This window comes from Glycomyces xiaoerkulensis, assembly GCF_002798405.1.
In the GTDB taxonomy this organism is placed as follows: domain Bacteria; phylum Actinomycetota; class Actinomycetes; order Mycobacteriales; family Micromonosporaceae; genus Glycomyces; species Glycomyces xiaoerkulensis.
In genome coordinates this window covers 194218-205950 of the sequence record NZ_PGGV01000029.1, presented here as the reverse complement: position 1 = coordinate 205950, position 11733 = coordinate 194218, and the positions used below count along the sequence as shown (strand labels likewise).

14 protein-coding genes are annotated in these 11733 nt (G+C 69.2%); all 14 read right to left on the bottom strand.

Annotated features, from left to right (window positions below):
- Window position 1: 1 nt before the first annotated feature.
- The 14 genes from CUT39_RS11595 to rho all read right to left on the bottom strand — a co-directional run bounded on the left by CUT39_RS11595 (window position 2) and on the right by rho (window position 11682).
- Entirely contained in the window at window positions 2-940 is a 939-nt protein-coding gene (locus tag CUT39_RS11595) for a F0F1 ATP synthase subunit gamma (protein WP_100446679.1), read from the bottom strand.
- Window positions 941-942: 2 nt separating this feature from the next.
- Window positions 943-2577, bottom strand: a complete 1635-nt coding sequence (gene atpA / locus CUT39_RS11590) for a F0F1 ATP synthase subunit alpha (protein ID WP_100446677.1) — start codon at window positions 2575-2577, stop codon at window positions 943-945.
- 45 nt (window positions 2578-2622) lie between these two features.
- Window positions 2623-3444 carry a F0F1 ATP synthase subunit delta gene (locus CUT39_RS11585; RefSeq protein ID WP_100446675.1) on the bottom strand — a complete coding sequence of 274 codons (822 nt, stop codon included), beginning with the start codon at window positions 3442-3444 and terminating at the stop codon, window positions 2623-2625.
- Complete coding sequence (locus tag CUT39_RS11580; RefSeq protein ID WP_408611139.1) at window positions 3444-3986, bottom strand: F0F1 ATP synthase subunit B; 543 nt, start codon at window positions 3984-3986, stop codon at window positions 3444-3446. Before CUT39_RS11580 ends, CUT39_RS11585 begins: the two co-directional genes overlap by 1 nt.
- 19 nt (window positions 3987-4005) lie before the next feature.
- Window positions 4006-4215 carry an ATP synthase subunit c family protein gene (locus CUT39_RS11575; protein ID WP_100446671.1) on the bottom strand — a complete coding sequence of 70 codons (210 nt, stop codon included), beginning with the start codon at window positions 4213-4215 and terminating at the stop codon, window positions 4006-4008.
- Window positions 4216-4303: 88 nt separating this feature from the next.
- A complete protein-coding gene (atpB, locus tag CUT39_RS11570) occupies window positions 4304-5113 on the bottom strand; it encodes a F0F1 ATP synthase subunit A (protein WP_100446669.1) in 810 nt (269 codons plus the stop codon).
- 13 nt (window positions 5114-5126) lie between these two features.
- A complete protein-coding gene (locus CUT39_RS11565) occupies window positions 5127-5363 on the bottom strand; it encodes an AtpZ/AtpI family protein (protein ID WP_100446667.1) in 237 nt (78 codons plus the stop codon).
- A gap of 111 nt (window positions 5364-5474) precedes the next feature.
- Window positions 5475-5876: a hypothetical protein gene (locus tag CUT39_RS20300; protein WP_100446665.1), complete on the bottom strand. Its 402-nt coding sequence runs from the start codon at window positions 5874-5876 to the stop codon at window positions 5475-5477.
- Window positions 5873-6469 carry an arsenate reductase/protein-tyrosine-phosphatase family protein gene (locus CUT39_RS11555; RefSeq protein ID WP_100446663.1) on the bottom strand — a complete coding sequence of 199 codons (597 nt, stop codon included), beginning with the start codon at window positions 6467-6469 and terminating at the stop codon, window positions 5873-5875. Before CUT39_RS11555 ends, CUT39_RS20300 begins: the two co-directional genes overlap by 4 nt.
- Window positions 6466-7185 carry an L-threonylcarbamoyladenylate synthase gene (locus tag CUT39_RS11550; protein WP_100446661.1) on the bottom strand — a complete coding sequence of 240 codons (720 nt, stop codon included), beginning with the start codon at window positions 7183-7185 and terminating at the stop codon, window positions 6466-6468. Before CUT39_RS11550 ends, CUT39_RS11555 begins: the two co-directional genes overlap by 4 nt.
- On the bottom strand, window positions 7182-8024 hold the full coding sequence (prmC, locus tag CUT39_RS11545; protein WP_198587068.1) for a peptide chain release factor N(5)-glutamine methyltransferase: 843 nt from the start codon (window positions 8022-8024) through the stop codon (window positions 7182-7184). The genes CUT39_RS11550 and prmC overlap by 4 nt, the downstream gene beginning before the upstream one ends.
- Window positions 8025-8061: 37 nt before the next feature.
- On the bottom strand, window positions 8062-9138 hold the full coding sequence (prfA, locus tag CUT39_RS11540) for a peptide chain release factor 1 (RefSeq protein ID WP_100446657.1): 1077 nt from the start codon (window positions 9136-9138) through the stop codon (window positions 8062-8064).
- Between the two features lie 111 nt (window positions 9139-9249).
- Window positions 9250-9480, bottom strand: a complete 231-nt coding sequence (gene rpmE, locus CUT39_RS11535; RefSeq protein ID WP_100446655.1) for a 50S ribosomal protein L31 — start codon at window positions 9478-9480, stop codon at window positions 9250-9252.
- A 207-nt stretch (window positions 9481-9687) separates the two neighbouring features.
- On the bottom strand, window positions 9688-11682 hold the full coding sequence (gene rho / locus CUT39_RS11530) for a transcription termination factor Rho (RefSeq protein WP_100446653.1): 1995 nt from the start codon (window positions 11680-11682) through the stop codon (window positions 9688-9690).
- Window positions 11683-11733 lie beyond the last annotated feature (51 nt).

The following is an 11733-nucleotide window of genomic DNA, read 5'->3' as shown; positions in this document are numbered from 1 at the left end:
GTCACTCTCTTCCTGCGGCGGAAAGGGCACTGGCCCCACCCACGATTTCGCTGATCTCCTGCGTGATCGCCGCCTGCCGCGCCGCGTTCGCGCTCCGCCGCAGGGTCTTGATCATCTCATCGGCATTGTCGGTCGCGGCCTTCATGGCCCGCCGCCTCGACGCCGACTCGCTGGCGGCGGCGTCGATGAGCGCCGCGTAGATGCGAGTCGTCAGATACTTCGGCAGCAGCGCGTCCAGCAGTGCCTCCGGGTTCGGCTCGAACTCGTAGTCCGGCAGCAGCACGTGCTCGTCGAGCTCGTGCTGCTCCACCTCTTCGACCTCGAGCGGCGCCATCCGGCGCGGCTCCGGGCTCTGCGTCAGCAGCGACACGAAGCGGGTGTGGACAATGTGCAGTTCGTCCACTCCGAGGATACCGTCTTCGCCCGGATCGTCACCCTCGTCGTCGGCGCCGGCCATGAACGCTTCGAGCAGGGTCCGGGTGATCTCCCGGGCGTCGGCGACCTTCGGCTGCTCGGAGAACCCGGTCCACGACGCCTCGATCGGGCGGTCGCGGAACTGGTAGTACGCCACGCCCTTGCGTCCGGTGACGTACAGGACCGGCACCTTGCCCTCTTCGGTGAGGCGGGTGACCAGTTGCTCGGCGGTCTTGATCGCGTTGGCGTTGTAGGCCCCGCACATGCCCTTGTCGGAGGTCACCAGCAGCACGCCGGCGCGCCGCGGGTTCTTGCGCGGTTGGAGCAGCGGGTGGTCGATCGAGGCGTTGGACGCCAGGGACGTCATGACGCCCGTCATCGCGCGGGCGTACGGCATCGACGCCTCCACCCGTTCCTGCGCCTTGGCGATGCGGCTCGTGGCCACCAGTTCCATCGCCTTGGTGATCTTCTTGATGGACTGGGTGGACTTGAGCCGCTGCCGCAGCACTCGAAGCTGCGCTGACATGGCTAACCCTTCTTGACGCGTTTGACGGTCTCGACGTCGACCTCGCCCTCGAGCGCGTCCTCCGCCTCGTCGCTCACGTGGACGTCGTCGGCCGCGGCCTTGAACATCCGCTTGAACTTGGCGATCGCGCTCTTGAGGGACTGCTCGATGTCGCCTTCGACCTTGGTCTTGCCCTCGCCGAGCGTGGCGATGACGTCGGCGTGGTTGGACCGCAGGTAGGAGAGGAACTCGGTCTCGAAGCGCCGGACCTCGCCCACCGGGATGTCGTCGATCTCGCCGGCGACGCCCGCCCAGATGGAGGCGGTCGCCTCGCCCATCGGGAGCGGCTCGGCCGCCCCCTGCTTGAGCAGTTCGACCATGCGGAGGCCGCGGTCGAGCTGGGCCCGGGAGGCCGCGTCCAGGTCCGAGGCGAAGGCCGAGAACGCCTCCAGCTCGCGGTACTGCGCCAGGTCGAGTCGCAGCGAACCGGCGACCGACCGCATGCCCTTGGGCTGGGCCGAGCCGCCGACACGGGAGACGGACGTGCCCACGTTGATCGCGGGACGGACGCCCGAGTTGAACAGGCCCTCCTCCAGGAACACCTGGCCGTCGGTGATCGAGATGACGTTGGTCGGGATGAACTGCGAGATGTCGCCGGCCTTGGTCTCGATGATCGGCAGCCCCGTGAGGGAGCCGCCGCCCATGTCGTCAGACAGCTTCGCGCAGCGCTCCAGGAGGCGGGAGTGCAGGTAGAACACATCGCCGGGGAAGGCTTCGCGGCCGGGCGGGCGGCGCAGCAGCAGCGACACCGTCCGGTAGGCCTCGGCCTGCTTCGACAGGTCGTCGAAGACGATCAGGACGTGCTTGCCCTGGTACATCCAGTGCTGACCGATGGCCGACCCGGTGTAGGGGGCCAGATATTTCAGACCGGCCGGCTCGTCCGCGTTGGCGGTGACGATGGTGGTGTACTCCATCGCGCCGTGGGCCTCGAGCATCGCCTTGACGCCGGCGACGGTCGAACCCTTCTGGCCGATGGCCACGTAGATGCAGCGAAGCTGCTTCTTCGGGTCACCGGACTCCCAGTTGGCGCGCTGGTTGATGATGGTGTCGATGCAGACCTGGGTCTTGCCGGTCTTGCGGTCGCCGATGATCAACTGGCGCTGGCCCCGGCCGATCGCGGTCATCGAGTCGATGGCCTTGATGCCGGTCTCGACCGGCTCTTCGACCGGCTGGCGGCTCATGACGTCGGGGGCCTGGAGCTCGAGCTCGCGGCTTTCCTCGGCCTCGATCTCGCCCAGGTCGTCGATGGGGTTGCCCAGTGCGTCCACCACGCGGCCGAGGAACTTGTCGCCCACCGGCACGGAGAGGACCCTGCCGGTGCGCTTGACCGTCTGGCCCTCGGCGACCTTGACCGGGTCGCCCAGGAGGACGGCGCCGATCTCGCGGACGTCGAGGTTCAGGGCCAGGCCCATCACGCCGCCCTCGAATTCGAGCAGCTCGTTGGCCATGGTCGAGGGCAGGCCCTCGACGAAGGCGATGCCGTCGCCGGCGCGGGTGACGGTACCGACCTCTTCGCGCGAGACGTCCGGCCGGTACGACGAGACGTAGTCGTCGAGCGCGCTACGGATCTCATCGGAGGAGATGGTCAATTCAGCCATCTGAACGTATCCCTCAATTCTTTCTTCTCAGTTACCGGCTGGATCTCAGCGTCCGGCCAAAGCTTGGCGGGCCTCGTCGAGGCGGCGGGAGACGGTGCCGTCCCACAGGTCCGATCCGACCTGGACCCGGATGCCGCCGACGATCTCCGGATCGACGGTGGCCTTCACTCCGACCGGGCGGTCGTAGATGAGACTGAGCTTGGCGGCGAGCTTGCGCTCCCCGGGCTCGTCGAGCGGCACCGCCACGGTGACGTAGGCCACTGCCTCATCGCGGGCCGCAGCGGCGGCCTCGACCAGGTGGTCCAGCGAAGCGTGGAAGCTGCGTCCGCCGATGCCGTAGCACGCGGCGGCCGCCAACTCGATCATCACCGGTTCGGCCTTGCCGTCGAGCAGGCGCTCGACCAGGACGGCCCGGCCCCGCGGGTCGGATCCGGTCGCATCCAATACTGACGACAGTTCGGCATCACCGTCAACCAGGCGCCCGAATCGGAACAGTTGGTCCTCGATGTCGGCCAGCGCGCCCTGCTTGGAGCCGGCGGACAGCAGCGACGCCACGGCGAGCTGCTCGCATCCGTCGACGAGTTCGGCGGGCGTGCCCCAGCGGCCTCGCACCAGCGTGGCCGCGATGTCGGCCGCGGCCTCGCCGACCTGGTCGGCGAGCAGTCGCCGGGCCAGGCCCTCCCGGTCGTCCGCCTCACGGGCGGGGTCGGACAGGGCGCGACGCAGCCGAGGCTGGTCGACGAGGAACCGCGTCACTTCCAGCAGCTGCTCGCCGCACTCGGTGAGCTGCTCGGCCCCGGCCCCGGCGGCGAACGCCTCCAGGGTGGCGCGGCCGGCCTCGATGCTTTCGCGTCCAGTCGTCGACATCAGCGCGCTCCGCTCGCTTCGGGCTCATCGCTCATCTCGGCGAGGAACTGGTCGACGGTGCGCTCCACGGAGTCGTCGTCGGCCAGCCGCTGGGAGATGATCTTCCCGGCCAGGTCCACGGCCAGGTTGCCGACCTCGCTGCGCAGCTCGCGGACGAGCTGCTGGCGGGAGGCCTCGACTTGGGCGTGTCCGGCCGCGATGATGCGGTTGGCCTCTTCGCGGGCGCCGGTCAGGATCTCCTCCTTGGCGGCGACGGCGTCGGCACGGGCCTCGTCGCGGATGGCCGCGGCCTCTTCCTGGGCGCCGGCGAGCTTGCGGCGGTACTCCTCGAGGGTGCGGTCGGCGTCCTCTTGAGCCCGCTCGGCCCGCTCGATCCCTCCTTCGATCGCGTCTACCCGTGCCTCGAACGTCTTCTCCATACGGGGGAAGACGAACTTCATCAGCACGTAGCACAGCAGACCGAAGGCGATCGCCCCTACGACGATCTCTTGCCAGACCGGGATGAGGATCCCGGCCCCTCCTTCGGCGGCGTGAATCATGATCGCTCCGTTTAAGGTTCGGCTATACGGGCAGGACGAAGGCGAGAACCAGGCCGAACAGGGCCAGAACCTCGACCAGCGCGAAGCCCATGAACAGCATCGGGCGGGTGATGCCGGCCGACTCGGGCTGCCGGGCCGTGGCGGTGATCCACGCGGCGAAGACGAGGGCAACACCGATACCGGGGCCGATCGCGGCGAGGCCGTAACCGATGACGTTGACGCTGCCTTCCATGGCTTTTCTCCTAGGTGTCAGCGTGGCGTGACCGTCACGCGCACGATTTGTTCAATTCGAAAACTTCACGTAGGGGCGGTGCGAGCCCTCAGTGCTCGTCCGCGAGGGATCCCTGGATGTAGAGGGCCGTCAGCAGGGTGAAGACGTAGGCCTGCAGGGCGATGACGATGAGCTCGAAGAAGGTCATCGCGATGGCGAAGGCCCAGGACACGACCGAGACGCTCTGGATGAGCAGGTTGTCCGACTGGAGCAGGACGAATCCCCCGAGGGTGAACACCAGCAGGATGAGGTGGCCGGCGAACATGTTCGCGAACAGTCGCAGGGCCAGCGTGACCGGCCGCAGGATGAGGTTCTGCAGGAACTCGATCGGGATCAGCAGGGGGTAGATGAACACCGGCGCCCCGGGCGGCACGCAGGTCGCCTTCAGGTAGCCGAGGAAGCCGTGCTTCTTGACGCCGACCCAGTTGTAGATCGCCCAGGACAGGATGCCGAGCGTGGCGGGGAATGCGATGTGCGAGTTCGGGGAGATCTGCACGGCCGGGACGATGGCCCAGAAGTTCATCAGGATGATGAACAGGAACAGGGTCGTCAGATAAGGGGCGAAGCGCACTCCGTGGCGCTTGCCGAGCACCTCGATGGAGACCGTGTTTCGGACGAAGCCGTAGGCCGATTCGGCGAGCCACTGCCGCTTGGTGGGCACGATCCGGGGCTTGCGGTAGGCCCACAGGAAGAACACGATGAGGATGGCGACGGTGAGCCATACCGCGAAGGTGATGGTCGTGAACACGTTGGCCAGCGCGGTGTCGCTCAAGCCCGCGAACCAGTCCCGGAAGTTGAAGCTGTCCGTTCCCGGGGGGAAGTGGAGGTCTGAGGCCAGCACCTTGGCTGAGTCGGTCACCGAGTCACGCCTCTCAGTCAATGTCGGTCAATAACTTCGACATCTGCTTGATCAGCAGGTACATACCCGCTGCAGCACCGACAAGCATCCCTACCATCAGCCCGACTTTGGGCAGTCCGAGCCACAGGTCGACGAGATAACCGGCACCACCCCAGAAGATGATGCCGGACAAGAGATATCCCAGCGCACGCCAACCCATTTCCGTGCCGTCGGGCTGGGGTTGATCATCCGGGGATTTCCTGTCGGCCATGTCGCGATGAACTCTAACAGGAACTGGGCGGAAAGCGCCCGCCGGGCTCGCACAGGTGAGCAGCACCGGTGCGGGTTTGTCAACCTCAATGAAACAACGCCCGCAAGGCGATCAGGCGCGCTCGTCGAGTTCGATATAGGGGATTTTGGCCCGATAAAGCCAGATTCCCTGGGTCGTCAGCCAGGTGACGGCGCCTCCGATGATGCCGAACGCCATCGGCCACAGCGCCTCCCATCCGCTGAACCGCACCACTCCGAGGACCGCTGCGAAGAGCATCAGCTTGACCACGTACGTGACCAAGGCCACGGGCAGGGTGAGACGAATATCAATTTTCTCGGCGCCGATGACGGCCCATACCGACCCGGCGAAGCCGAGCGCGGCGAGTGCGACGCCGGACGCGGCTCCGGCGGCGGCGTCCGCGCCGTCGAGGATCAGGCCGATGGCGGCGGCGGCGAGCAGCGCGGCGCCCGAGACGGCGAAGCAGGGTTTGAGGAAGCCGCGGGAGGTCTTCACCGGGACTCTTCGAGGGCCTCGGCGACCGGTTCGAGGGCCGCGGTGAGCTGGTCGGCGATGTCGGTGTAGCTGGCCCTGCCCAGGCCCCAGGGGTCGGCCAGGTCCTCCTCGGGGTACTCGCCGCGCCGCTGTGCGGCCTCCGCGACCAGGGCCTTCGCGCGGGTCTGGAGGTCGCCGCCGGCCGGGTCGGCGGTGCGGCGCTGCAGCGCGTCCGCGGCGATGCGCCCGAACTGGCGGACCGGGAAGGTGCGGTCGAGCGCCTCCGGGAAGCGTTCGGCGATGTATTCGAGGTGGCCGGCGGTGGCGACCAGGATGAGGTCCGAGCTCTCCACGTGCTCGCGTTCGATGCGGCGGGCTCGGTGGCCGTCGGGTTCGAAGCCGCGGTCGATCAGTTCGAGGCGGGAGTTGGCGTGCATCGACTCGCCCTGGTGGAAGTCGGAGGTGCCGACGCCGTGGTTGTAGACCTCGTCGCCGGTGAGGCCGTCGAGGATGCGCTCGGACATCGGCGAGCGGCAGATGTTGCCGGTGCAGACGTGCAGGACACAAAACACAGCGTTCACTCCGGTGGGGGCGGCGGCGGGAGACGGGCTCATCCCTCGCCCCCCAGCTCCTCCTCGGGGAACTCCTCGGGCTCGGTGTCCTCGGGCCGCTCCCCCGGGCCGTAGCCGTCGGAGTCGCGGACCTCGGGAACGATCTTGCGGATCTGCTCGACCGTCAGCGCACCCTCGCGCAGGACCTGCGGCGGCTCGGCCACGCAGTCGACGATGGTCGAGGGGACGTTCTCCTCGGAGGGGCCGGCCTCCAGGTAGACGGTGACGTCCGCCCCGAGCTGCTCCTTGGCCTCGGCGGCGGTCGCGGCCGGCGGCCGCCCGGACTTGTTGGCCGAGGACACCGCCATCGGGCCGGTGTCCTTCAGCAGTTCGAGGGCGAGCGGGTGCAGCGGCATCCGCACCGCCACCGTCCCGCCGGTGTCGCCGAGGTCCCAGGTCAGGGTGGGGTTGTAGCGCACGACGACGGTGAGCGCCCCGGGCCAGAAGGCCTCGATGAGCTCCTTGGACGCCGCCGACAGGTCCGAGGCGATGCCGTCGAGGGCCCGCTTGGAGCCGATGAGCACCGGCGGGGCCATGTCGCGGCCCCGCCCCTTGGCGGCCAGGAGCGCGCGGACGCCGGCGTGGCTGAACGCGTCGCAGCCGATGCCGTAGACGGTGTCGGTGGGCAGCACCACGAGCTTGCCGCCGTTGACGGCCCGGGCGGCGGACCTGAGCCCGGTGGTGCGGTCTTTGGTCTTCGTGCAGTTGAACAGCCTCACGGCGACAAGCCTAGCCTTCCGGTTGAGAAGCGCGGTCGGCCCGCCAGGTCTTCGTGGACGGCCACGTCGGTGAAGCCCGAGACTCGCAGGATCTCGGGGGCGGCCCGGTGGTGGGAGTCGTCGTGTTCGAAGCCGAACCAGCCGCCGGGCCTGAGCCAGCGGGCGGCGCGCACGGCCAGCGGCTGGATGACCGCCAGGCCGACCTCGTCGGCGTACACCGCGCCCGACGGGTCGAATCTGACCTCCGGGGCGACCTCGATGTCGAACGGCACGTACGGCGGGTTGGCGACCACGAGGTCGACGGTGCCGTCGACCTCGGCGAGCGTGGCGGCGGCGACCGCGTCGGCGAGGACGGCGGTCGCGCCGGTATCGTGCAGGTTCGCCTCGGTCCACTCGAAGGCGTCGGGGTCGTGCTCGACGGCCCACACCAGCGAGTCGGGCCGTTCGGTGGCGACGGCGTGGGCGATGGCGCCCGAGCCGGAGCAGGCGTCGACGACCAGACCGCCTCGGGGCAGGTGCTCCAGGGCCCAGTCGACCAGCAGCTCGGTCTCGGGTCGGGGCACGAACACGCCCGGTCCGACGGCGATCTCGCCGTAGCGGAAGGGCGCCGAGCCGGTCAGGTGCTGGAGCGGGACGCGTTCGCAGCGGCGGGTGACCAGCGCCTCGAACCGGGCGATCCGCTCCGGGTCGGGCGGGTCGGCGGCGAGCAGGACCGCACGGGCCTGGCCTGAGACATGGACGGCCAGGAGTTCGGCGTCGACGCGGGGGGAGGCCACTCCGGCCCGCTCCAGGAGCCGGGCCGCCTCGGCGATGACCTCGGGCCAGCCTGGGCCGGTCACCGGGCCCACCGGCCCGGGACCCGGCTGGGGGCGGCCCTCATGTGCCCATGCGCTCGGCCCGGTCAGCGGCCGCGAGCGCGTCGAGCAGCTCGTCGAGTTCGCCGTTCATGACCTGCTCGAGGTTGTAGGCGGTGAACCCGATGCGATGGTCGGTGATCCGGCTCTGCGGGAAGTTGTAGGTCCGGATGCGCTCGGACCGGTCGGCGGTGCGGACCTGGGACCGGCGGGCCTCGCCGGCGGCGGCCTCGGCCTCCTCCTGCTGCCTGGCGAACAGGCGGGCGCGCAGGACGCGGAGGGCGGCCTCCTTGTTCTGGAGCTGGCTCTTCTCGTTCTGCGAGGTCACGACGATGCCGGTCGGCTCGTGGGTGAGCCGGACCGCCGAGTCGGTGGTGTTGACCGACTGGCCGCCCGGTCCCGACGACCGGTAGACGTCGATCCGGACCTCGTGCATGTTCAGCTCGACGTCGACCTCTTCGGCCTCGGGCATGACCACCACGGCCGCGGCCGAGGTGTGGACGCGGCCCTGCGACTCGGTGACCGGGACGCGCTGGACGCGGTGGACCCCGCCCTCGAACTTCATGCGGGACCACACGCCGTTGCCGCCTTCGGGCGTGCCTTTGGTGCGCACCGCGATCGAGGAGTCCTTGATCCCGCCCAGGTCGGTGGGCACCTTCTCGAGAGTCTCCACCGCCCAGCCCCGGCGCTCGAAGTAGCGCTGGTACATGCGCATGAGGTCGTCGGCGAACAGGCCCGACTCCTCGCCGCCCGCGCCGGCCTTGATCTCCATGATGACGTCCTTGGAGTCGTCGGGGTCGCGCGGGATCATCAGCTCCCCGAGCTTGGATTCGAGCTCGGGGACGAGCTTGCGCAGCCGCTCGGCCTCCTCGGCGAATTCGGAGTCCTCCCCGGCCAGCTCCTCGGCGGTCTCGAGGTCGCCCTTGGCGTCCTCGATCTCGGCGGCGGTCTTCGCGATCGGGGTCAGCTCCGCGTAGCGGCGGCCGACCCGCTTGGCCTGCGCCGGGTCGGCGTGCAGCTCGGGGTCGCCCATCTGGGCCTCGAGGTCGGCGTACTCGGCCAGCAGCGAGGCCAGTCGGTTGTCGGCGACGGTGGTCATGGTGGTCCTTTCGAAAGGCCGGAGGCGGAGACGAAAGCGCGGCGCCCGTGTCCGGGACACGAGCGCCGCGCTTTCCGGGCTAACGCATGGCTCGCAAGCTTCGCCATGGGTCTACTTGCCGCCTTTGGCCTTGTCCTTGACCTTGGCGTAGCGCGCCTTGAACTTGGCGACGCGGCCGCCGGTGTCGAGGATGCGCTGCTTGCCCGTGTAGAACGGGTGGCACTTGTTGCAGGTCGCGGCCTGGATCTTGCCGCTGCTCACCGTCGAACGGGTGGTGAAGCTGTTCCCGCAGGAGCAGGTCACCTCCGTGAGGACGTATTCAGGGTGAATACCCTGTTGCATGGGTTTCCCTCTCTAACTGGTCGCCGGGTCGGCCCGGGTTCCCGGGCCGTGAACCGGAACCGCATCGGGCCCCAGGGACTGGGGCTCTTGGCTGTGTCCAGCCGTGGCTAGCGAGCTTCGCCACGGATTCGTGCGCGACCTGCGCACCAACGCTCAATAATAGGTCGTGAGGCCGCTCTCAACCAGGGCGGCCTCACCGGCGGAGCGCTACTCGCTCGGCATCGTCTTGACGATCTGCATCAGGAACTCGGCGTTCGTCTTGGTCTTCTTGAGCCGGTCGAGCAGCAGGTCGATCGCCTGCTGCGATTCGAGCGAGGACAGGACCCGGCGGAGCCGCAGCATGACCGCCTGCTCCTCGGCGCTCATCATCAGATCGTCCTTGCGGGTGCTCGACGCGTGCACGTCGATGGCCGGCCAGGTGCGCTTCTCGGCGATCCTGCGGTCGAGCTTGAGCTCGGCGTTGCCGGTGCCCTTGAACTCTTCGAAGATGACCGTGTCGCCCATCGAGCCGGTCTCGACCAGGGCCGTGCCGACGATGGTCAGCGAACCGCCGTGCTCGATGTTCCGAGCCGCGCCGAGGAAGCGCTTCGGCGGGTAAAGCGCGGTCGAGTCGATGCCGCCCGACAGGATCCGGCCCGAGGCGGGCGAGGCGTTGTTGTACGCCCGGCCCAGTCGGGTGATCGAGTCGAGCAGGACGACCACGTCGTGGCCGAGCTCGACCAGCCGCTTGGCCCGCTCGATCGCCAGCTCGGCGACCGTGGTGTGGTCCGACGGCGGCTTGTCGAACGTCGAGGCGATGACCTCGCCCTTGACCGAGCGCTGCATGTCGGTGACCTCTTCGGGCCGCTCATCGGCCAGGACCACCATCAGGTGGCACTCCGGGTTGTTGGTGGTGATCGAGTTGGCGATCGCCTGAAGCACCATCGTCTTGCCGGCCTTGGGCGGGGAGACGATCAGCGCGCGCTGGCCCTTGCCGATCGGGCACACCAGGTCGATGATCCGGGTGGTCAGCGCATTCGGCTCGGTCTCCAGCCGCAGGCGCTCCTGCGGGTACAGCGGCGTGAGCCGGTAGAACTCGTCCCGGCTCTTGGCGTCCTCGGGGGTCATGCCGTTGACGGTGTCCAGCCGGATCAGCGGGTTGTATTTCTCGCGGCGCTGCTTGCCTCCGCCGCCTCCGCCGCCGTTGTCGTCGCGGCCGGGCTTGACCGCGCCGGTGATCGCGTCGCCGCGGCGCAGCCGGTGCTTGCGGACCTGCGACATCGACACGTACACGTCCTCCGGTCCGGCCAGGTAGCCGGTGGTGCGGATGAACGCGTAGTTGTCCAGGATGTCCAGGATGCCCGCGACCGGGACCAGCGACTCGTCGTTGTTGCCGCCGCGGTCGAAGTCGTCGCCGCCGCGGTTGCCCGACGAGCGGCGCCGGTCGGAGCGGTCGCGGCGCTTGCGGCGCCGACCGCCGCCCTCGCCCTGCTGGTCACGCTGCTGGTCGCCGCGCTGCTGATCGCGCTGATCGCGTTGCTGGTCGCCGCGCTGCCGGTCGCGCTGCTGGTCGCCGCGGGACTCCGAGCCCTGCTTCCGGGGCTTGTCGGTCTCGCCCGAGTCGGTCTCGGACCGCTCGCCCTGCTGCTGTTCGGAGCGCTCGCCGCCGCGGACGCGGCGGCGGCGGACCGGGCGGTCGTCCGCGGGCTCTTCGGCGGTCTTCGCCTCGGTGCCGGCGGTTTCCTCCGCGCTCTCGGCCGGGGCCTGGCGGCCCTGCTCGGGCTCGGATCCCCGGCGGCGCGGCTGCGGCGGTCCGGCCGGTCGCGTGGCGCGGCGGGCCGCAGCATCGTTCTGATCGGCCTCGGCGCCTGATTCGGCGCCGGTCTCGGCACCTGATTCGGTGGGTGTTTCGGCGGCCGTCGTCGGGGCCTCGGTGGTCGGTGTGTGTTCGGAGTCAGGCACTGGCGGGGCCTCCTGTTCTGCGCTGGCACCGCCGGACTCCGAGCTGTCCGCCTGCCGTGTCTGGATGGCCGCGATGAGTTCGCTCTTGCGCATCCGGCCAACGCCGGTGATGCCGAGCGATTGCGCCATCTGCTGGAGCTCGGGCATCAGCATGGATGCCAAACCGGTTCCTGCCCGGCGGCGCTTCTTGGTCTCCGGCACAGTGTCCGGAGCCGACGCCGCACTGTTCCGGTCCGACGTCGTGCCGGTGGTGTCGCTCAATGGATTCCTTCCCTGGCGGAGAACTTCGAATGGTCTTCGAGGAGTTTCCGC